Genomic DNA, 21,071 nt, shown 5'->3' on the forward strand with positions numbered 1-21,071 from the left:
TACGCTGCACTCTTGATGGGGTTTCGTTGCAGGGATCGCTCTTCTCTAACAAGAGGAAGGCAGTTAAAGCGCATCGCCGCACTCATGGCGTTCTGCTTACTCGGGACTTCAGCAAAGGCGCAACAGGAGACCGCGACAGCCGAGCGGCCAACAATATCGCTTACTGTGGCCCAGGCGGTCGACCTGGCCATGCAGCATAACCGCCGCCTGAGATTAGCCAGGCTATCGGTCGACCTGAGCAAAGAGAAGCAGTCCATCGCCAAGTCGAACTACTATCCGCACATATCCAACCAATCGACCGCACTGTACGTCACCGAGCTCCAAGGAGTATCCATTCCGGCAGGAGCATTGGGCGGTTCGGCCGCGACAGGACTTGTTCCACCTCGAACCGTTTCAGTGGGACAGGGTGCTCTGGATACCTTCACCAGCGGCACAGGGCTTACCCAGCCAATCACTCAACTCCTCAAGATCCATGCTGGCGAGAAGGCCGCTATTGCCGACGTGCGAAGCGCGGAGTTTGACGAAGCAGACACCGAAAACTCCATTTCGTTGGTTGTGCATCAACTCTATTTCAATATCCTCACGCAGCAGGCGCACCTCGAGGCCGCAAAACAATCCGTTTCAGCCGCCCAAATTGCCGAAGCGGAAAGCTCCAAAGAGGTTTCCGAAGGGCGGTCGCTTGAAGTCGCAGTTCTACAGGCCCACGCCTCTATGCTGGACCAGCAACAGACCGTCTTGACGCAACAGTTGTCGATCGATGACGCGATGCTCCAACTGGACGATACCTTGGGGTTGCCTTTAGGTACACGATTGGTTCTCGATGACTCAGTGGGCGACGCTCCACAGGTTCCCGCGCGGGCCGAGGCGTATGCATCCATCTTGTCCCATAACCCGAAGGTTTTATCTGCTCAGCAAACTGTCGAAAAAGCCAGAGCGGGAGTATCTGCGGCACGCGACGCATACATCCCGGATATTACGGGACTTGCTCGGTACAGCTACCAGAGCGGCGTGCCGTTCCTGGCGCACAATTTCGGAACCTTCGGTGGAGCTATCACCTTCGATCTGTTTGACGGAGGCGCCCGGGAAGCCAAAGTAAATCAGGCAAAGATCGAATTGAAGATAGCCGACACACAATTGCAGCAGACTGAGTCCGAGATTCGCATTCAAATCTCAGCGGCCTACGACAAAGTGGAAAGACTTCAACAACTCGTTTCAGTCGTCGAAGAGGCGTATAGAGTGCGAACCGAGGTGGCACGTGTCAGCTCAGAACAAGTCGCCCATAGCGCTGCGCTCGAGTCGACTGCGGCAAAAGAAGCTGCTGCAGCCTATGACACAAAGGCCTCACTTCTGGAGGCAAAGCTTGGTCTCTTTCTAGCCACGAATGATATTCAACAAATGCTCGGCCAACGTCCCTGACATCAACAGCTCACGAACTTCCAGACTGCCCTGTCATTGCGCGGAGCTGAGACCTCAATATTGCTAACGAGTCCTCTTCCGCGCAGCCAGCGGAAGAGGACTCATCGGATAACGCGGGGTAAAGCCGTACCTTTGTTAATTTTATGCAGATAACTGTACAGATAAACTGCATATATGCAAGAATCCATGCATGGGTGATCGAGCAAGTATTTCTAAAGCCGAGCAGGTTTCCGCACTTGCAGCCGAACTTCGTGCGATCTTCGGCAAACTAAAGCGGAAGCTGCGCGAGCAAGGTGGACGAAGTGATTTAAAACCTTCACAGGTCTCTATCCTCCTCCGCCTAGAGAAGGAAGGTCCTGCCACCGTGTCGAGCCTCGCGCGAGCTGAGGGCATGCGTCCTCAGTCCATGAGCACCATCATCACATCGTTGTTGGAAGCCGGATTAGTGAAAGGCTCTCCAGACCCGAATGATGGGCGGCAGACCTTGATTTCACTCTCTCGAAAATGCGAAAAGCTGCTCAAGGAAGGCCGCGCTGCAACTCAGGATTGGCTTACAACCGCGATCCAGAAGAAGCTCTCCTCTCAGGAGCAGGAAAAGCTTGCGGCTGCCGTCAAACTGCTCACGCAACTCATCGAGGACTGATGTCCTCCTATGTAGAACTCAACGCTCATCACACCACTTCCGAGGAGAAAACCTGATGCCCGTTACAACGCTTGATCCGAAGACTTCCCTCATCGTCGTTGATCTTCAGACGGGCATTATCAACTCGCCCTTTATTCATCCCATCGCTGCAGTAATCGAGCGAACCCGTGCTTTACTGGATGCCTTTCGTCAGCATGATCTCCCTGTTGTCCTGGTCAACGTCGCTGGAGGCGCGCCAGGACGGACAGAACAGCCGCGCCGTCACTCGACCCTGCCCGAAGGGTTTAGCGATCTGATTCCAGAGTTAGGTCTCCAGTCCAGCGACATCGTAGTGACGAAGCGGACATGGGGCGCATTCGCGAGCACAGATCTCGAAGCACAATTGAAGGCGAAAGGGGTAACGCAGGTCATCGTCACTGGTATTGCGACCGGGACGGGCGTGGAGGCTACTGCTCGTCAGGCGTATGAGCAGGGATTCAATGTCACGCTTGCCCTGGATGCCATGACCGATATGCGTCCCGAAGCACATGAGTACAGCCTCGCACATGTCTTTCCCCGTCTCGGGGAGACAGGTTCAACACAGGACATTCTTGACCTGCTGGCGACAAGGAGCGCATAGCTATGAACTGGCTCCATCTTGCAGCGTATTTCTTTGGAGGTATCTTCCTGGCCAACGTCGTTCCGCATTTTGTCAGCGGCATGATGGGACAGCCCTTTCAAACTCCCTTCGCAAAGCCTCCCGGACATGGGCTTTCCTCGTCGACTGTGAACGTTATATGGGGCTTCTTCAACGCTGTCGTCGGATACCTTCTCGTGGTGCGCGTGGGCAACTTTGATTTGCGATCAACAAGGGACGTTGTTGCTCTTGCTGCCGGCGCATTGCTGATCAGTCTTCGTCTGGCTAAGCATTTTGGACAGTTCCATGGAGGCAACGCTCCGGAGCGTTCATGAAGAATCCAGTGGCGGGTGCTTTCCGCGCTCTAAGCATCTTCAATTTTCGAGTGTGGACAGCAGGCACTCTGGTTTCCAACACCGGGACATGGATGCAGCGTGTCGCTCAGGACTGGCTCGTCCTCACCCAACTGACACACCATGATGCTTCAGCTTTAGGTATCGTCATGGCCCTTCAGTTTGCGCCGCAGCTTCTCTTATTGCCCTGGACCGGACTTGCTGCGGACCATTTCAATCAACGCAAGCTTCTGATGGTCACTCAAGCGACGATGGGCGTACTAGCGCTGGCTTTGGGAATCCTGACAATCGCAGGTAGCATCCAGCTTTGGCATGTCTATCTGTTTGCGTTTTTGTTTGGCTCCGCGGCTGCACTTGATGCTCCCGTGCGGCAGACTTTCGTTGCTCAACTGGTGGGTGACGAGCATCTGCATAATGCGGTCGCGCTCAATTCGACATCTTTCAGCATCGGCCTCATGGTCGGTCCAGCCGTCGCTGGCCTGATGATCGCGAAAGTGGGAACTGGCTGGGCATTTGTAATCAATGGCCTGTCATTCGCAGCTGTCCTGATCTCGATGTCACTCTTTCGCGTATCCGAACTATATACAAGCACAAGAGCTAGACGTGCCGCGGGAGGATTTCTGGAGGGGTTCCACTATGTCTGGGCTCGCCAGGATCTCCGAGCGATTCTGGTTATGCTGTTCCTGATCGGGACCTTCGGATTCAACTTCCCTATCTTTACCTCTACGATGGCAGTCAAGGTCTTCCACACCGATGCGCGTGGCTTCGGACTGCTGTCCTCCGTCATGGCGGTTGGCCCAATTTGCGGAGCATTGATCTCCGCAGGTCGTAACAAGCCGAAGTTTGGCACCCTATTCGTAGGCTCAGCAATCTTCGGGGTCGGCTGCACCCTTGCCGCCCTGGCCCCTGGTTATTGGTGGTTCGCCGCCGCACTCGTCGTCATAGGTATTTCAGCCTTAGTGCTCACCAATGCGACTACCAGCATGATGCAACTCTCGACGGAGCCCGACATGCGAGGCCGAGTCATGGCCCTTCGCCTCGCCGTCGTACTCGGAGGCACTCCAATTGGAGCTCCGATCGTGGGTTGGGTGGCCAATCATTACAGTCCCAGATGGGCTCTTGGCGTCGGCGCATCATCGGGGTTTGTTGCAGCTCTCGTTGCTGCGTATGTTCTAAAACGAGAAGCGCAGGCTTCGCAAGAACTTACAGAGTAGTTCTGGCGCCAGAGCGTCCGTTTCCAGTCGGCGTGGAGGATGTGATTGCGGTCTACAAGGAGTTGTTGGTGTTCGGTGCCTTCGCTCTTCTCGCCATTGCGATAGATTGCGCTTTCAGATGAGGTTTTATCTATACTGTTGAACGGGTGGCACATCCGAGCCCAAGACCACTTGGATTGGCGAGTACAATCATTCATTATGACGACGGAAGCGCCCAGGATTCTGCTTCTGCGATGCGTTCAGCTTTGCTTTCTCCTGTTGTCTGCGATAAGCCCCGTCTGGGCTGTCGACCCCAGTTTCCGCATCTCTCAATACGCTCACACAGCGTGGCGGATACAGGATGGATTCCTTGAGGGAGCGGTATCCGCTATTGCCCAGACATCGGACGGCTATCTGTGGATTGGAACAGAAGCTGGGTTAGTACGTTTTGACGGTGTTCGCTTTGTCCCGTGGACTTCTCCGGATGGAAAGCAGTTGCTGTCATCCTCAATTACTGAGTTGCTTGTAGACCGGGATGGAAGCCTCTGGATTGGAACAGAAGGCGGACTGAGCCATTGGACAAAACAGCAACTCGTAAATTATCCCCTCCGGCAAGGACGCATCAATTCGATCGTTCAAGACCATAACGGATCGATCTGGGTCACGCGCTCGAGATTAATGGATGGGGGCAATCCTCTCTGTCGAGTGATTGATCTGAAAATGAAGTGTTTCAGTATGGGAACTGAGGATCTTGAGCTCGCTCGCATGGCTTTAGCCAAAGATTCCTCCGAGGCTCTTTGGATTGGCGGAACAACAATGGTTGCCCGCTGGAAACCTGATTCATCAAAAGTATTCAACATAAAGGGATTGAAAACCAGTCAACACCAAGGAGGTGTGTACGACTTGGTCGCCAACCCTGATGGCTCGCTATGGGTTGGAATGGTATGGCGTGGCCACGGTCTCGGGTTACAAAAACTCTTCCATGGCAGATTGAAGCCTCTCATTACACCCGAATTCGACAGCAGCACATTGGAAGTCGAAACGCTGTTCTTGGACCGCGAAAACACCCTTTGGATTGGAACATCGCAGGATGGAATCTATCGCTTGCACGACAACAAAGTGGATCATTTTTCCAGTGCGGATGGTCTTTCGAATGAACACGTCTACAGATTCTATGAGGATCACGAAGGCAATTTATGGGTTGCGACATCCAAAGGGCTCGACATGTTTCGCAATCTCCCCGTTGTCAGCTTCTCCACACGTGAGGGGCTGAGCATTAGCGAGGTCGACTCCGTTCTCGCCTTACAGAATGGCGGCGTCTGGGTGGGAGGGTATGAAGGATTGGATGCACTCCAGAATCAGCCGGGCTATCGCTTTCGCAAACAGAAAGGCCTGCCGGGGAAACAGGTGACGTCTATGTTGGAAGACCACACCGGCCGGTTATGGGTGGGTGTAGACAACGGGTTGACCATCTACAAAGACGGGGTATTCAAGAGCATCAACAGGCCGGACGGCCGTCCAATTGGAATGGTTACAGGCATGACGGAGGACATGCGCGGTAATGTCTGGGCCGAAACCATCGCTACGCCCAGAACCCTCTACCGCATTCAAGATCTGAGCGTCCGGGAAGAGTTTCCGGCACCAGAAGTGCCCTCCGGTAGGAAGGTTGCGGCTGACCCCAGCGAAGGAATTTGGATTGGACTCTTAAACGGCGACCTAGCACGCTTTCAGAACGGGCGAACGGAGACGTTTCGTTTTGAGCATGCTCAGGGATCGAAAGTAGAGCAGCTCTTTATAAACACCGATGGCACAGTATTCGGATCTACCGCGTTTGGACTTATCGCCTGGAAAAATGGAAAGCGACAAATTCTCACCGTTCGCAACGGACTGCCCTGCGATAGTGTACGCGCATTGATTGCGGATGGCCGAGGCGCTCTTTGGTTATACATGCAGTGTGGACTGGTCGAGATTCCAGCTACAGAGCTGCAAAAGTGGCTTGAACATTCTGACAGCGAGCTACAGCTAAGGGTTTTCGACCAGTTTGATGGGGTTCAACCGGGATGGGCGCCTTTCGTTGGTGCCACAAGAACTCCGGACGGCCGATTGTGGTTCGCCAATGGCCACCTATTGCAGATGATTGATCCCGTTCATCTGGCTGGAAACAAGGTGCAGCCGCCGGTGCAGATAGAAGATGTCGTCGCCGATACCAGGAGTTATACGCCGCTCACTAATTTGAAGCTGCCTCCCCGCACGCGTGATATCGAGATTGACTATACGGCGCTGAGTTTTGTAGTTCCCCAGAAAGTGCGTTTTCGTTACAAACTGGAGGGTCACGATTCACGGTGGCAGGATCCTGGGGCGAGACGCCAAGCTTTCTACAATGACCTTCATCCCGGATATTACAAATTTCGTGTCATCGCCTCTAACAACGACGGTGTCTGGAACCAGGATGGCGCAACCCTGGTCTTCTACATCGCGCCTGCGTGGTACCAAACGAACTGGTTTCGCCTCGCGTGCGTGGGTGCCCTTCTGCTTTTGCTATGGGCGCTGTATCAGGTCTGGCTCCAGCAACTTAAAAAGCAGTTCACAAGGGAATTGGAAGCGCGCGTCGATGAACGCACCCGCATCGCCAGGGACTTGCACGATACGTTGTTACAGAGTTTTCACGGACTGATGCTTCGCTTTCAAACAGCATCGAATCTATCCATTACTCGTCCGGCCGAAGCCAAACAAACGCTTGATAGTGCTATCGATGAAGCTGCTGAGGCAATCACCGAGGGGCGGGATGCGATTCAAGCTTTACGCTCGTCCCCTGTCGACACAGACGACATTGTCTCGGCAATCAAGGCCTTGGGAGAAGAACTTGTAACTGGTGGAACCAGCAACTATCCCGTCTCTTTTCGCATCGATGTGGCAGGTACGCCGCGGAATCTGCGCCAGGTGGTCAGAGATGAGATTTACTGGATTGCCTGTGAAGCCGTTCGCAACGCATTCCGGCACTCATGCGCGCACCAGATCACAGTGGAAATTCAATATGATGATCGTCAGTTCTCCTTGCATGTCCAAGACGACGGAAAGGGCTTTAACGGAGGAGCCGTTGACGAAGCTGCGTCCGCTGGACATTTTGGACTGCATGGGATGAGCGAACGCGCCAAACTCGTGGGAGGTGAACTGGAGCTTTGGAGTGGAGTTGAGTCGGGTGTCAACATTGCTCTGAACATTCCTGCGCCCTTTGCTTACACCCAATCTCCCGCAAACCTTCGTTCCTGGTGGTCGAAGATGCTCTTAAGGAAAGGCTCTGCGAAGAAATTATGACGACCGATCCCCGCATAATTCGGATTCTGACAGTCGATGATCACCCGACTTTTCGCCGAGGACTCGCTACGCTTGTTGCCGCAGAGCCAGACATGATTCTGGTCGCTGAGGCTTCGAGCGGTCGTGAAGCTGTACAGCAGTTCCGCGTTCACCGTCCGGATATTACTCTCATGGATCTACAGATGCCGGAAATGAGTGGTCTTGATGCGATCATTACGATTCGTAGTGAATTTCCCGAAGCGCGAATCATCGTGCTCACAACTTACATCGGGGATGTTCAGATTCTGCGGGCTCTCAAAGCAGGGGCTCGGGCTTATCTGCTTAAAAATCTACTTCATAAGGAATTGCTTGATGCAATCCGCGCGGTCTTTACCGGGAGGAAGACTTTCTCTATCGAAGCTTCCTCGGAGCTAGCCGAACATGCAACGGACGAAGCACTAACGGCAGGGGAAATCTCCGTTTTGCGCTTGATCGCTGCTGGAAATGCAAATAAGCAAATCGCAGATCAACTCTCAATCTCTGAAGATACCGTCAAAGGGCGAGTCAAAAACATCCTCTCCAAGCTTGGCGCCAATGATCGAGCTCACGCCGCTACGATCGGCATAAAGCGCGGCATTTTCGACCTGTGATGCCTGAGCCACTCGGCCCTTTTCCTCAGAGGATGAGGCGGGGCCGGTTCTCAACACTAATTGTGAGGGTATTTCGAGCGCTATCGCCATTCGGACTAGATTTGCGAGAGAATCGGCATGCATTTTACGCATAACTTTCCCGCGATGGATCTGCAATGTTACTTCACTAATTCCAAGCTCTCCCGCGGCCTGTTTGTTTAACAGACCGCTGACCACCAATTCCATCACCTCTCGCTCGCGAGTTGTCAGAGTCATGTAACGTGCCTTTAGATTCGCGATCTCAATTCTGCGTGGCCGTTCCATGCAGTCCCTATCGAGCGCCGCTCTCACCGCCTTCAGAACTGCTTGATTGACAAGAGGCTTGATCAAATAATCGACGGCACCCGCCTTTATCACGCGTACACACGATTGAATGTCACAGGTACTTGAGATGAAGACGATTGGCGGATGAGGATCTCCAGTCATTTGACTCGTTAGCGCCGCTCCATTTGCATCTGGCAAAGGTAGGCCCACAACGAGGCAACTCGGCATATCGGGTTTGGGATACTGAAGATATTGAGTCGCCGATTCAAAAGCGATGCAATCGAGGTGACTGGATACGAACAGCTCGGAGAGACTCTGGCGCGTGCTGTAATCCTTGTCCACGACAAATACAAACTGGGGTTGTGAGTTCCTCCGGGACTCCTGACCGGGTTCCGCGGGGGAACGCAAATCGTCCCGGGCAGGATAATTCCTGGAATCTCTAGAACATACAGCGAATCGTTTCACGGTAATCACGAGTGCCTCTATACAAGCCGTTCTCGTTACAGAGTCTTAGACTCTAAGATCTCGGACAAGCCCAGATCGAGTAGCCGACGGCGGCCATATTTGGGAAGATCTTGACGCCCTTTTCAGTACATCTTTGCCACTCTTTAGGGCTCATGGACGCCCCACAAAAGGATCCAGAACATCTACCTCTTTGGGCTTCGGATGTAAATACGTTTCCAACCGAAAAGATGTGCATCTATCGACCAGGCACCGGGTCCAAGCAAAGCAAGGGCTAGACACTGTGCCGCAAGAAGGATACTGATCCATCGATCTCCGCCTGGCGAGATAATTCGCCATACCTCAACAGCGGCGACAAGCATGCCTGTATTGCACGTCCATAAACCGAGGATAAGAAACAATGCCCCGATGGTGGTGGCTAGATATACGATGACAGCTTCGACCAGATGACCATCGTGCGGCGTCCACATCCTATTGCCGACTAATGCAATTCCGGCGATTACGCGCAACAGAAGAAGCCCGACTCCGGGCCAACTGCGAGTAAATGTTGAGAATAGTCGGAGCACAATCACAGACATGATGAAGCTACTTGAAATTCTTCGTAAGCCCAAAAAGGGTGGCCACAAACTACTCTTTTGGGTCAAGAACAGCGGGTGGGCTTTCGGGGACTTGATGCTCATGATCTTCTCGGCATCAGATCAGCACACTGACGAGAACATCACCCTAAACGCGTAGATGCTCTTGCCTGGGCACGTTCGGAGATCAGAACGCCAGGATGACAAAAAATGTTCATGGGCAGGGCATCAGAACTATGGGCGCAGTCCAGTTCCTTCCAGTCCCAATTCGCACGTACTCTCGCTCTCTTGAAGGCCGCATGAACTTTCCTGAGCCGCCTTTCCCATTGTGGATGATTGGCAATCTCCCGATGAGAGGGCGGATAGAAGTTTCCGTGCTGGTATTCGTCGTTAAGTCCAATACGTTAGAACATCCGCTTCCGTTTCGGGACCAGGGTGTCGGAGGTTCGAATCCTCTCGCCCTGACCATTAAAATCCCATGTTTTCGACTTGCAAGAGCTTTGAGCTTTTTGGCCCCACGTCCGATTTGGGTCCAATCGCCAAATCCGCGATTCGACCCACCGCATTTCACGCACCCAAGGAGACCGCGTACATGCAATGCAACCGGGTCACTCCCGAAGAGCACTCGGCTCTTAGGACACCCAACGTAAAAGTGAGTGCCGCAAGCTCCGAGATTTATGGCATCCAATAAGGTACAAAACCGTACTGATACCACCCTATCTGAGGCACTACATTCGACGAAAAGTCCCAGATTTATCAGCTGGTTAGATAAAACTGCCAAAACTGCAAAACCTTTATGCGTCGGTTCGATCCCGACCCGCGCCTTTAAACTCCTCTCGACATTTGGCGTGACTCATCGACGCTGCCTTTTCGCCGTGGCAGCCAATAAGGCAGTCAATTGGCGCATAAGCCCAGATTAGTCAGCCACGTGGGTTGCAACGGAAGCCAAAAATCCGCCCCCCAGACTGCCCACTCAGCATTGCCGCCAAGTCCGCCGACGCATCGAGCACACGCGCGTGGACCTTGAGAGGAATATCGGGAAGCGAGTACCCTAGTCCGCCATACGGAAAAGGCAGCCTCCTGCTAAGGCGCTTCGGGCTGCCTCCTGCAGGATCGGCAGACATGCACTCCCTCAGCCGCGTAGAGATTGAGACGCGGGTACATTGACCGGAAAAGTGCCAACGCAGACCGACGATCATAAAATGTCAAAATCATGGACACTAAGAAGCGGATGATACGCCAGGAAGCCACCCCGCTCGAGCCACAGTCGGGAAGAGGTCGACTGTTCGGACCGACAATGTCGATCTGGTGGATCGGTGGTTACGGCTTTGTCGTGTATGGTGCTCTGGCAGACCGTGGTCCTTTCGCCTTCTTGATCGATTGGCAGAATGCGATATTCGGAGGCTCGAACATGATTGCGGGTGCGCTGGTGGGCGCAGTCATCGTATTTTGGGGACCACCTCTGCTTACCCGCCTATGGCTAAGACTTCGTCCGGACAGCCCTTCGGCCGTTGCCCTCAAGCGTCGCATGGACAACGCCATGATGTCGCGTGGCGAAGCAGCAAGTTTGGCCCACGAGGGCTGGAACCGGCTCGACAACACCACTCAACAGGCACTGCTGCGCCGACGCCGCAACGGCGCGCTGGTATGCGCAGCTATTTTCCTTGCTGGATCCTGGCTCACTACTCACATCATTAGAGTCTCTGCGAACGTCGATGCCGGACGACCACTCACGCAACTGTCGCTGCAATCCATGAGCCCCATCTCCCTGGATGGCGCAAGCCACTGGGTGCATGTGGAGAACACCGCTCCTTTGACCGGCGCGACAATCGAACACGCTTACAGCATCCGTGGCGCGGCCCATCGGGACCGTTACACTCCATTGGTACCTCCGGGCTGGAATCGTGACGAGCGTATCTTCCTTGTCGAGGAAGAGGACACACTCCCTGACGATCGAACGCGCCATACTACAACCAACCCACCCGGATCGATCGAAGGGGAGATTTCCATGGGTGGTCCGAGACCCGATATCGCCCGCAGGTTTCAGAGCAACGGCTATGCGATAGGAGACTGGACCGCAGTTCTGCGACGCGTCAATACGCTGCACGGCGTCATTCCGAGCGGAGACGCGTCTCTGGTCTTTGTCGTCTGGTGGATGGGAGGCGCTGTGGTGCTGCTCAGTCTTCTCGTGGCGTTGATCGCTACCATCCAGTGCCGGAGGATAGGACGGCGTATCGCTTAGACAAACTATGCCCGTACTGCATTGCGCTGCGAAAGCTCAATCGTCCTGCGTCTCGGACTGCACCATAAACGGGAGTGCCGTGAACGTACTAAGCTCCTCCATCATGGAATCGAAGGCACGGTACGAAGTGTTGCCAACCTTTACGCTTCTCCCCAGAGTGTCGCTCTAACATCAGCTCCGCCCATTCCCTGCCTCCCCCCTGAACCTATGTTCTGGAGCAGAAGCGGCGAAGCCCGTCCTTGTGGAAGGATCACGGAAAACTTGCCGGTCGAGAAGCCCAACATGCCAGCTTCCTCATCACACCACACGGCCTAGATCGCTCCTTCGATCTGGTCTCACGAGATTTGCACGTTTGGGCCGCTGAAGCGCCTTGTCGATGCCTTTACCCTGGCCAGTGATTACTTCTCAATTTCCGGACAAGTTGAGAAGAGCTTGGGCGAAGGTTGGTGCAGGCTTCTCTTCATATGCAGCAACATTCATACGGGATTGGAACCAGGGATACGCGGGACTCGGCCCGAGTTCCTGGTAATGTTTGTTGAAATATGCCTCCACATCCTCCCCGGCAGGAACAGGATTGGGCGAATGGTCCAACACACTTCGGAAGATGGGCATCATCGTATCCACAACGCTCGGATCGACTTCGCGCCAGTATGCCAGCGAGATGCGGTCAGCACCGTACTCCATCTGGTAATGGTCGCGATTGAACGAAACGTTTCGGCAGGCCTGCCACCAGTGGCCTAGCTCATGTATGAAAATCCAGCCATGAGCTCCCTGTTCGAATTTGGCGCGCACCTCGGCTTCCTTGGCACCGGGGCCAGCAAGTTGAAAAAAGAAAGCCCTCTCTTGGGGATTGAGCAAGGTCCAATCAGAGGTGCGAATGACGTTTGTTTTGTTGTCATACTGCCCGAACGATGGGACATCCTCGACCAGAATAGTAGGAACGGGTATTGGGCAACTGAACCCGTTCGCGTGAATGCGTGCGACGAAGTTATCACGCACGGCTGTGGCTTTGGCTAAAGTTGCAGCCAATTCTCTTTCCTGGGTCTGGGAAGTCGGGGCTTGAGCAAAGAGCGCCGTTGCCACGACCATGCAATAGATCGAGGCAAAGAGAACAACGGACAAAGTGCTGGAGGAGCGGTGAGAATGATTGTGAGGATGGGTGCAGGATCGCATAGGTTAAGCCTCGTTGTTTTAGTTATAAGAGATTCAGTGATTGTGCGACAGGAGCGCGCGGATCAGTGGAGCGGCAGTCCGCCCGGTTGCATAGAGGCCCCACGCCAACGGCAGCACGACGATGGACCAGGCCAGGAGTAGCTTCGAGCGAGATGTTCGCTTTGCTTGCGAGAAGCAGGAAGGCTGCTCGCCTATGTCTGGGACAGCCCCTCTGTTGCTCGTAGAAACATTGATTTTCGTGATCATCGGATTTCACCGTTTTCCGAAGTGATAGGCTACGCCAGTGGTGATACGAAGGTTGTTTTGGTGGCCGTCTATCTTGTTGTCAAAGGTGGTCACGAAGTAGTCGACCTGCGCAACGCGGAGTGTGATTCTGCGGCTTACGTTGAACTCAACGCCGCCACCTAAGGCCGAACCAAAGACCGTCGACGAAGAGGCTCCGCCCGAGTTAGCCGGAGCCAGTCCTCCGGTTGCGCGCACTGCGCCCAGCAGCACCTGGCCGTAAGGAACAAAACGAGCATGGGGTCTGCGGTAGTAGAACCGTGGCCCCCCCAGATACGACGTCAGCGTCAGGTCGAGGCCGGTAGAATCTATCTTCGAAGCATGCACGGCTCCAACCTCGATCACTGCGGCGAACTGCGGACCGAAATGATAGGCATACGATCCGCTTCCGCCGTTCATGGAAAAACATCCGCAGCCACCCGGTGGCGCATTGGTGTGAACGTAGGTGTAGTCCAGCGCGATCTCGTTGGAGGGCTGAGTCTGCGCCATCAAGTTGACGGACGCAATCGACAGGAGCAACAGGGTAAGGAGTGAACGCATGGTCATAGGTCCTCGTTTACTGCACGGTCAGCGTGACTGTGGTGGAGTGGGTGTCCGATCCGCTGGCACCGGTCACAGTGATGGTGTAAGTTTTGGCCGACGATGGCAGCGCGAAGCCGCCGCCGCAGCCTATCGTTGACGCCGCAAGACCAAGCAAGGCCATGATGCACACGAAGTTTGTGAAGACTCTCAGGCCTTTCTTCCCGGGTCGGAATCGTTTGCCTGGGAAGAGCAGCAGCGCGGCTGCAAATACAGGAGCTGTGAAGGGCCATAGTGGAGGCCCAGTCCCGCCTGCTGCCTGCTGAATGGGAGTTTGAATCGTCATGGTCGAACTCGATCCGGCGCTTCCCGGAGTTACCGAAGCGGGCGTGAAGGTGACCGTAGCCCCGGTCGGAAGGCCGCTTGCGACGAAGGTGACTGTCTGAGTGAAGCTGCCATTGATCGAGGCGAGGTTGACCTGGTAAACCGCACTGCCTCCCGCTGTCACGGATTGGCTTGCGGGCGTGGCCGCGATGGAGAAATCCGCGGCAGCAGGTGGAGCGGTTGCGACTCCTGTGAGTGAGCTTGTTTGCGGTGAACCCGGGGCGTTGTCGCTCACCGACAGCGTGGCAGCATCTGTACCGGTTGAGGTGGGATCAAACGTCATTGAGATGATGCAGGACGCGCCCGCAGCAAGCGTGCTGCCACAGGTGCTGGTGCTTGCAAAGGCCGCGCTGTTGGCTCCCGTCAGACCGATGCCAGTAATCGTGAGCGGAGCATGGCCAGTGTTGGTCAGCGTCACGTTCTGCGTAGCCGATGTGGTCCCCGTCGTCGTCGAAAAGGCAAGCGAGGCTGGAGTAAGAGTAGCCGCTGGGGCGGATGCGGCGGTTACCGTTCCGCTGAGCGTGACTGCCTGGGGTGTGGATGGAGCATTGTCGGCGACCTGAAGCGCGGCCACATAACTGCCCACCCCTGTCCCGCTAAAACCAACGGTAATGGCGCAACTCGCACCCGCCGCCAACGAGGTTCCGCAGGTATTGGTTTGAGAGAAGGCCCCACCAGTGGCTCCGCCGATGGACACCTGGGAGATGACCAGAGCCGCGGTGCCACCGTTGGTCAGCGTCGCCACTTGCGGAGCGGGAGTGGATCCCGCGACCGTGGTAAAGCTCAGCGAAGCAGGAGTCAGAGTCACTTGCGGGGCTGCGGCGGCCGTTCCAGTGCAGGTCAAGGCGATCGAGAGCTGGGGCTCCGGCGACGGGAAGTTCGCGCCGAGGTTTGCGGAAAGAGATCCCGCTGCCGCTGGAGTGCAGGTAATCGCGATGGAGCAGCTTGCTCCCGCAGCCAGGCTGGGTCCGCAGTTGTTGCTCTGGGTGAAGGAACTGGTGTTGCTACCGAAGAATCCAAAGCTGCTGATTGACTGCGGAACGCCACCCGTATTGCTGAGGGTCGCCGTCTGCGCGGCACTCGTGGTCCCGACCGTCAGGCTGCCGAAGTTGATTGTCGCCGGTGTAAGCACGGGTTGCGGCCCTGCCGCCTGGCCCACGCCCGTACCGGTCAAACTGATGGTCTGAGTCGATGTTGGAACATTCAGAGAATTGTCGGTGAGAACCAGCGTTCCGTTATTCGTTCCCGAAGCGGTCGGCGTGAAGTCCACTGGCAGGGTGCACGCCTGGCCTGAATTGAGAGTCAGCGGCGTAAGACCATTGGGTGAGCATGTCGAGGTTGAGTCGAGCAGCCAACCCTTCGTGATAACAGGATTTGCTGGGGATGTGGCGAACGGAACATTCATCTGGAAGTTGCCGATGTCGGTCAGAATCGCTGTCTCAGGATCATCGGAGTTATCCGGAATTCCAACGTTAGTAGGAGTGGGCCAAACGAGCGCGGACTCGGAGACATTGATCTTGCGAATTCGTTCGGCTACGTAGCTTCCGATATAAATATTGCCGAAACCATCGAGAGCAATGCCGGTCGGAGAGGCAATAGCCGCAGCCGTCGCCGGACCGCCGTCGCCCGGCAAATTGACATCGTCGAGTCCAGTGCCGCCAATGGAGGAGATGATCCCGGTATCGGCGGTGACCATGCGTATATAGCTGCCCGCCGCCTCTGAGATGTAGAGGTCGCCCGCGCTGTCCACGGCCACGTAATCAGGTTCGGCCAAGCCGGCACTCGTCGCCGGGCCGCCATCCCCGCTATGCTTCGAGTCTGGCACGCCATTGCCTGCGATGGTGCTGATGTAGCCGTTAGCGGCGGTTATCACACGCACGTTACCCTGGGTTGGAGAGACGAGATAGAGATTGTCCAAGCTGTCGAAGGCCAGCGAGTAAGGGTAGACATAGGAGTCGATGGCCAGAACGCCGTCGCCGCCGGGCCCATTTCCTGCGATGGTGGTGATGGTGCCGCTGACTACGTCTACGCGACGGATGGAGAGGGAGTCGGCGATATACATGTTGTCGTGGCTGTCGAACTTCACGTCCGAAATGGCCCGGAACCCGGCGTTGACAGCGAGGCCGCCGTCGCCTGAGTCAGTCTTGGCACCGTCTCCCGCAACGGTAGTAATGATGCCGGTCGCTGCATCGACTTTGCGAACTCTGTAGTTCCCACTGTCCGCGATGTAGAGGTTGGCGGCACTGTCCAAGGAGATTCCCTCGGGATAATTGAGCTCCGCGCTGGTCGCCGAGCCTCCGTCTCCACTAAAACCTTCTGTTCCATTGCCCGCAACCGTTGTAATGATTCCGGAAGCGGCATCGATTCTGCGAACCACATGATGATAGAAATCGGCGAAGTAGACATCTCCTGCGTTGTCCAACGCCACGCCCTGCGGCTCATACATACCGGCGCTCGTCGCTGGGCCACCGTCGCCGGTGTAGCCGGAAGTGCCGTTGCCCGCAATGGTGGTGATGATTCCCGGCGTGAGCGCCGCGAGCGGGCCGACACCCAGCCCATTCAGGCCAATATTCACATTGCCAGCGCTGGTGACGGCTTGAATAGGCACGGGGCGAAGTCCCGGATAGCCGGGGCTGAAGGTGATCGAGATGGTGCAGATGGTCCCGGCTGGATTTGAAGTCACGCCATCCACAACGCAGCCGGCGACCGTGCCGACCGTGTACTCCTGTTTGCTGCCCTGAGAGACCGGCACGGTGAAGCTGGTGATGGTCTCGGCGGAGGTCGTCTGAAGCAAAAGGTTCTGCGGCGCGCTGCCGCTGGCGACATTTGTTGCCGGAAAGATGAGAGGCGATACTTCGCGGACGACGCTATTATTCACGTCAGCAATATAAAGATTGCCTGCGGTATCCAGAGCTACGCCTCCGGGTTCATTCAACCTGGCATCGACCGCCGCACCCCCATCGCCGCTAAATTCAGCGGTGCCATCGCCGGCAACTGTGGATATGATTCCCGTGGCCGCTGTGACCTTGCGAATGTTATTGGATCTGTAGTCGCCGTCGCTGATGTATAGGTTTCCGGCGGTATCGAGCGCGACCGCCTGGGGATAGGCCAGTTCAGCGCTAGTGGCAGCGCCGCCATCGCCGGAGAAGCCTCGTGTGCCATTGCCAGCAACGACGGATACCGTTCCAGTGCCCGTGGTTAGCTTGAAGACTGCGTACCTGTCGGTGTCGACAATGAAAACATTGCCTGAGCCGTCGATTGCGATACCTGATAACTGGTGGCTGAAGCCTGGGTTGGGTGTCGATGCATTGCTGATCACGGTGGTGATGATGCCAGTCGTTGCGCTGATCTCGCGAACACCAGGTTCTCCGCTATCCGTAACAAAAATGTTGTTGGCGCTATCTAGCGCTATTCCTGCCGGTTGAACCAACCCTGCATTTGTTGCTGGTCCGCCATCGCCGGAGGAGGTTACGGATCCATTGCCGGCCACCGTCGTAATGATTCCGGTGGTGGCCTCTACCTTTCGAACCCTACTGTTAATGGTGTCCGTGATATACATGTTCCCGGCAGCGTCCAAGGCAACTGCTTGGGGTTGATTCAACTCCGCGCTGGTCGCTGCTCCGCCATCGCCAGAAAAGCCTCTAGTTCCATTGCCGGCCACCGTCGTAATGATTCCAGTCGACGCCGCTATCTTGCGAACGTTATTGTTCCCGGGATCGACAATGAAAATATCGCCGGCCCGATCCACCAGAATCCCAAAAGGTATCTCGAATTTCGCGCCTGTCGCCTTACCGCCGTCCCCTGAGTCGCCTTGGGATCCCGGGGTGCCGGCCACAGTGGAGATGCTGTTTGCTTGCACCAACTGTGCGATCACTGGCCTCCATGACGCCAGGAGCACGACCATCAGTGCGAAGAAGTGCGCCGGTCGAACTGCCTTTAGGAGACCGTAGCGGAGAGAACGAGAGTGATGACGAAATATGCAGTGCGAGATCAACTGCGAGATTTCGGGGATTGACGATGGCATCAAAATTTCTCCTTGAGTTCTTCAAATGACCTTTGGCAGATCAGAAATTGGCCGGCCGGGGTGACCTGCACATGCAGACCGGATTGCTGGAGCGCGCGATGAATACTGTCTATGCCGGCAGGCGCATCTCCGTCCGCTGGTGCAACCCTGGTGATCCAGGGACTACCGCAGGTGGGACAGGCCGCCGGCGCACTCTCAGCGTCCGGTTCGCTGTCCTGGACATGGAGCGTTGAACCCTCAACCGTGATGGTCACTTCGCGGTGCCGGAATTCAATCGAGAGCCGCTTCGTTTTCTTCATGTCGTCCTTGGTGAAGCGCGATGGAGCGGGATTGTCGTTTCCGATGTTGGAAGTCAGCATTGCTATACTGGGCTCGTCTGGATCCCCTAAAATTCCGAGTCCGCTTCCCTCGGCACAACCAGTTCTCCCACGGCGGCTGAAACGGCGTCCTCAAGTCCGGCTCAATCGCCGCTCAATTCAGGCTCAATCGGCCCATGTCCTCTATTGCGAATGGTTTAATCAAGTTTGAAGAGTATGAAATTGATCGCGCCCAATGGCAGTTGAGCTGGCGGAGCGATCCCCTGCCGCTCAATCGGAAGACCTTCGACCTCCTGCTCTACCTGATCGATCACCGGGAGCGAGTGGTGGGCAAGGAGGAACTGCTGCAGACACTTTGGCCAGAGCAGTTCATCGAAGAGAGCAACCTGACCCAGCATATTTTTCTGCTCCGCAAGGCGCTCTCCCGGCACGAGTCCGGTCTGAAGATCATCGAGACCGTTCCCGGACGCGGCTATCGCTTTGCAGTCGTGGCCACTGCGGTCAAGGGGCAGCAGCACCCCGGTGATCAGAGGGTGATCAGTGCCAGCGAGTCCATCACTCGCATCACTCTTGAAGAAGAAGTGAACACGTCAGAGCCGGCTTCCCGAGGACTCGAAGTCACTCAGCCACTGCTGTCCACTCCTCTTGGAAAGCGCCGTCTCTATTGGGTAGTCGGTGGATCTGTCGTCGCCGTGGCGCTTTGCGTCGCAGGCTGGTTCGGCTGGCAGAACTGGCTCGACCGTTCGGGCGGTACGCCAGTGCAGGTTGTGCTCACTCCGATGGAAGGCACGACCGGCGACGCCATCCTCGATAAATCGCTGACTCAGGCTCTCCGCATGGATCTGGCACAGAGCCCTTACGTATCGGTGGTTCCGGACTCAACCGTTAAGGCGACCTTCACTCAGATGATGCACAAACCCGGCGATGTCATGACGCCGGCGATGGCACGCGAGGTCTGCGAGCGCACCAACAGCCAGGGTGTGTTGTCAGGCAATATCGCGAAGGTCGGGCGACACTTTCTCATCACGGAGGAAGCCAGTAACTGCGTCGATGGATCGGTGGTAGCCTCAGCCAAATACGAAGCGGACAAGCCGGAGGATTTGCCCCGCAGCATCGACAGAATTGCCGCGAGCCTCCGCCGGAAGCTTGGTGAATCGCGCCGCAGCATCGCCCGTTTCGATACGCCGCTCCTCCCAGCGAACACCGCCTCACTCGAGGCGCTCAAGGACTACACCCAGGCACTCCTCCTGGCGAACCAGGCGAAATTCGCCGAGGCCATTACGCTGCTGAAGAGCGCTCTCCAGCTCGATCCGAATTTTGCCGCGGCGCGCTATGGTCTTGCAGCCTACTACATCTCTTCGAACGATCTTGTGAACGGCCGCAACGCTATCGTGAAGGCCTATGAAGTAAGAAATACGGCGAGCGAAAACGTTCGTCTATCAATCACCGCGTTTTACGATACCTATTCCACTCAGGATCTCTTTGCAGCCGAAAGAAACTTCCATGCCTGGACCGAGCTTTATCCTCGCTCCGTCCAGGCATGGAATGGTCTCTACTTTGTCCAGCGAGACCTTGGCCACCATGCCGATTCAGTAACCTCTGGACTGAAGGCTTTGGCACTCATGCCGAATAACCAGACCCTGTATGAGGATGCTGCCTCCGCGCAAATGACTTCCGGGAACATACAAGGTGCGCGCGCCACGCTCGACAGCGCCATTGCTCACAATCTGGATGGTGATCGCATCCGCGCGGGTTATCTCGACATCGCCACCCTGCTCCACGACCCCGAACTTCTACGCACGGAGCTGGCATGGATCGAGGCCCACCCGGACGCTTCTTTTTGCCGGCTGGAGCAGGTGTATATGGCTGTCCAGGACGGCCGCTTCGCCGATGCCCATCGCCTGCTTCAACAGGAGACGGCTCTGCTCCGTCAACAAGGGCTTTCCGGACTTGCCGACGCTCTCACGAAAGACATAGGCACGAATCTTATTGAGGCTGGCGACAGGGAGGCGGGCATCGGCATCTTCCGCAGCGTCCCACTCGACCCTGAAGACGGCGACGATCTGACGGGGTTGGCAAAGGCAGGCGACTTCAAGACCGCAGAGGCGGATCTGGAGGCGGTGCGGTCTAAATACCCGCAAGGGACCCTATCCCAGCATTCCTTTGGACCACGCGTGGAGGCTAGCATCGCGCTCGCCAATCATCATCCCCAACAGGCGATTACCCTCATGGAAGCGACGCGGCCGCTCAATGACCGCGGCCTGGGCACGCGCAAGTTTCGCGGCGATCTGTATCTATCCGCGGGTCAGCCCCTTTTGGCGGAAAAAGAATACCGCACGGTCATTGCCCATCGCGAGATCGAATCGGAATCCGTGGACTACCCGCTCTCCTGGCTGGGCCTTGGCGAGGCTCTTGCCGCTGAAGGCAATCGCGCTACGGCTATCGATGCCTATCAGCATTTCTTTACCCTATGGGCTCACGCCGATTCCGATGCTATGTACCTCAAGCAGGCCAAACAAGAGTTCGCAGCTCTGCAAACGGTCCCGTTGACCCAATAAGTCGTCCAGGGACAAAACTGAATACCTTTCCGACACTAAGGGATAGCTAGCTAGGCTATTGACCGCG

The 21,071-nt window shown here is 55.9% G+C and carries 16 protein-coding genes and 1 pseudogene; 10 read left to right on the forward strand and 7 right to left on the reverse strand.

All coding sequences use genetic code 11. The annotated features are described in order from the left end of the window. Nucleotides 1-165 precede the first annotated feature (165 nt). The 8 genes and pseudogenes from ACIX8_RS14105 (at nt 166) to ACIX8_RS14135 (ending at nt 8,165) form a co-directional block, all read left to right on the forward strand. Nucleotides 166-1,416, forward strand: a complete 1,251-nt coding sequence (locus tag ACIX8_RS14105) for a TolC family protein (protein ID WP_190273666.1) — start codon at nt 166-168, stop codon at nt 1,414-1,416. 190 nt (nt 1,417-1,606) lie between these two features. Beyond that, a complete protein-coding gene (locus tag ACIX8_RS14110) occupies nt 1,607-2,059 on the forward strand; it encodes a MarR family winged helix-turn-helix transcriptional regulator (RefSeq protein ID WP_014266018.1) in 453 nt (150 codons plus the stop codon). A 55-nt stretch (nt 2,060-2,114) separates the two neighbouring features. Next, complete coding sequence (locus ACIX8_RS14115) at nt 2,115-2,678, forward strand: isochorismatase family protein (protein ID WP_014266019.1); 564 nt, start codon at nt 2,115-2,117, stop codon at nt 2,676-2,678. A 2-nt stretch (nt 2,679-2,680) separates the two neighbouring features. Next, nucleotides 2,681-3,010 carry a hypothetical protein gene (locus tag ACIX8_RS14120; protein ID WP_014266020.1) on the forward strand — a complete coding sequence of 110 codons (330 nt, stop codon included), beginning with the start codon at nt 2,681-2,683 and terminating at the stop codon, nt 3,008-3,010. Beyond that, complete coding sequence (locus ACIX8_RS14125; RefSeq protein WP_014266021.1) at nt 3,007-4,242, forward strand: MFS transporter; 1,236 nt, start codon at nt 3,007-3,009, stop codon at nt 4,240-4,242. The genes ACIX8_RS14120 and ACIX8_RS14125 overlap by 4 nt, the downstream gene beginning before the upstream one ends. 198 nt (nt 4,243-4,440) lie before the next feature. Continuing rightward, nucleotides 4,441-4,650: pseudogene (locus ACIX8_RS26555) on the forward strand (two-component regulator propeller domain-containing protein); the annotation flags it as partial. Between the two features lie 66 nt (nt 4,651-4,716). Then, nucleotides 4,717-7,536 (forward strand): sensor histidine kinase, encoded by a 2,820-nt coding sequence (locus tag ACIX8_RS14130; protein ID WP_223295561.1) that lies wholly within the window; start codon nt 4,717-4,719, stop codon nt 7,534-7,536. Then, the gene (locus ACIX8_RS14135; RefSeq protein WP_014266023.1) at nt 7,533-8,165 is read left to right on the forward strand and encodes a response regulator; all 633 of its coding nucleotides are present in this window, start codon (nt 7,533-7,535) and stop codon (nt 8,163-8,165) included. The genes ACIX8_RS14130 and ACIX8_RS14135 overlap by 4 nt, the downstream gene beginning before the upstream one ends. On the opposite strand, the gene ACIX8_RS25285 is transcribed toward ACIX8_RS14135, so the two are convergent. Both ACIX8_RS25285 and ACIX8_RS26560 read right to left on the reverse strand, forming a co-directional pair. Next, the gene (locus ACIX8_RS25285) at nt 8,049-8,942 is read right to left on the reverse strand and encodes a response regulator transcription factor (RefSeq protein ID WP_014266024.1); all 894 of its coding nucleotides are present in this window, start codon (nt 8,940-8,942) and stop codon (nt 8,049-8,051) included. The two genes, ACIX8_RS14135 and ACIX8_RS25285, sit on opposite strands and share 117 nt — an antisense overlap. 706 nt (nt 8,943-9,648) lie before the next feature. Further along, complete coding sequence (locus ACIX8_RS26560) at nt 9,649-9,906, reverse strand: PGN_0703 family putative restriction endonuclease (RefSeq protein ID WP_396248607.1); 258 nt, start codon at nt 9,904-9,906, stop codon at nt 9,649-9,651. 812 nt (nt 9,907-10,718) lie between these two features. Between ACIX8_RS26560 and ACIX8_RS14145 the strand changes: the two genes are divergently transcribed. Further along, complete coding sequence (locus ACIX8_RS14145) at nt 10,719-11,747, forward strand: hypothetical protein (protein ID WP_014266028.1); 1,029 nt, start codon at nt 10,719-10,721, stop codon at nt 11,745-11,747. 405 nt (nt 11,748-12,152) lie between these two features. Here ACIX8_RS14145 and ACIX8_RS14150 read toward each other — a convergent pair whose 3' ends face one another. The 5 genes from ACIX8_RS14150 to ACIX8_RS14170 form a co-directional block, all read right to left on the reverse strand. Next, entirely contained in the window at nt 12,153-12,836 is a 684-nt protein-coding gene (locus tag ACIX8_RS14150) for a hypothetical protein (RefSeq protein WP_150110607.1), read from the reverse strand. A 117-nt stretch (nt 12,837-12,953) separates the two neighbouring features. Beyond that, complete coding sequence (locus ACIX8_RS26675) at nt 12,954-13,166, reverse strand: MFS transporter small subunit (RefSeq protein WP_044176781.1); 213 nt, start codon at nt 13,164-13,166, stop codon at nt 12,954-12,956. Nucleotides 13,167-13,172: 6 nt separating this feature from the next. Continuing rightward, the gene (locus tag ACIX8_RS14160; RefSeq protein WP_044176784.1) at nt 13,173-13,748 is read right to left on the reverse strand and encodes an outer membrane protein; all 576 of its coding nucleotides are present in this window, start codon (nt 13,746-13,748) and stop codon (nt 13,173-13,175) included. A 10-nt stretch (nt 13,749-13,758) separates the two neighbouring features. Further along, on the reverse strand, nt 13,759-18,129 hold the full coding sequence (locus ACIX8_RS24620; RefSeq protein WP_014266031.1) for an NHL domain-containing protein: 4,371 nt from the start codon (nt 18,127-18,129) through the stop codon (nt 13,759-13,761). Next, entirely contained in the window at nt 18,129-18,488 is a 360-nt protein-coding gene (locus tag ACIX8_RS14170) for a hypothetical protein (protein WP_014266032.1), read from the reverse strand. The genes ACIX8_RS24620 and ACIX8_RS14170 overlap by 1 nt, the downstream gene beginning before the upstream one ends. Nucleotides 18,489-18,622: 134 nt before the next feature. Between ACIX8_RS14170 and ACIX8_RS14175 the strand changes: the two genes are divergently transcribed. After that, complete coding sequence (locus ACIX8_RS14175) at nt 18,623-21,004, forward strand: winged helix-turn-helix domain-containing protein (protein WP_014266033.1); 2,382 nt, start codon at nt 18,623-18,625, stop codon at nt 21,002-21,004. The last annotated feature ends 67 nt before the right edge of the window (nt 21,005-21,071 follow it).

The sequence above is a fragment of the Granulicella mallensis MP5ACTX8 genome (assembly GCF_000178955.2).
Taxonomy (GTDB): domain Bacteria; phylum Acidobacteriota; class Terriglobia; order Terriglobales; family Acidobacteriaceae; genus Granulicella; species Granulicella mallensis.

Excerpts from the sequence above, each read along its gene's own strand:
- ACIX8_RS14170 (WP_014266032.1), bottom strand. The coding sequence starts at position 18,488 with ATGCTGACTTCCAACATCGGAAACGACAATCCCGCTCCATCGCGCTTC.
- ACIX8_RS14175 (WP_014266033.1), top strand. The coding sequence starts at position 18,623 with ATGTCCTCTATTGCGAATGGTTTAATCAAGTTTGAAGAGTATGAAATT.
- ACIX8_RS14120 (WP_014266020.1), top strand. The coding sequence starts at position 2,681 with ATGAACTGGCTCCATCTTGCAGCGTATTTCTTTGGAGGTATCTTCCTG.
- ACIX8_RS14145 (WP_014266028.1), top strand. The coding sequence starts at position 10,719 with ATGGACACTAAGAAGCGGATGATACGCCAGGAAGCCACCCCGCTCGAG.
- ACIX8_RS14125 (WP_014266021.1), top strand. The coding sequence starts at position 3,007 with ATGAAGAATCCAGTGGCGGGTGCTTTCCGCGCTCTAAGCATCTTCAAT.
- ACIX8_RS14110 (WP_014266018.1), top strand. The coding sequence starts at position 1,607 with ATGGGTGATCGAGCAAGTATTTCTAAAGCCGAGCAGGTTTCCGCACTT.
- ACIX8_RS14135 (WP_014266023.1), top strand. The coding sequence starts at position 7,533 with ATGACGACCGATCCCCGCATAATTCGGATTCTGACAGTCGATGATCAC.
- ACIX8_RS14160 (WP_044176784.1), bottom strand. The coding sequence starts at position 13,748 with ATGACCATGCGTTCACTCCTTACCCTGTTGCTCCTGTCGATTGCGTCC.
- ACIX8_RS14115 (WP_014266019.1), top strand. The coding sequence starts at position 2,115 with ATGCCCGTTACAACGCTTGATCCGAAGACTTCCCTCATCGTCGTTGAT.
- ACIX8_RS26675 (WP_044176781.1), bottom strand. The coding sequence starts at position 13,166 with ATGATCACGAAAATCAATGTTTCTACGAGCAACAGAGGGGCTGTCCCA.
- ACIX8_RS14150 (WP_150110607.1), bottom strand. The coding sequence starts at position 12,836 with ATGGTCGTGGCAACGGCGCTCTTTGCTCAAGCCCCGACTTCCCAGACC.
- ACIX8_RS24620 (WP_014266031.1), bottom strand. The coding sequence starts at position 18,129 with ATGCCATCGTCAATCCCCGAAATCTCGCAGTTGATCTCGCACTGCATA.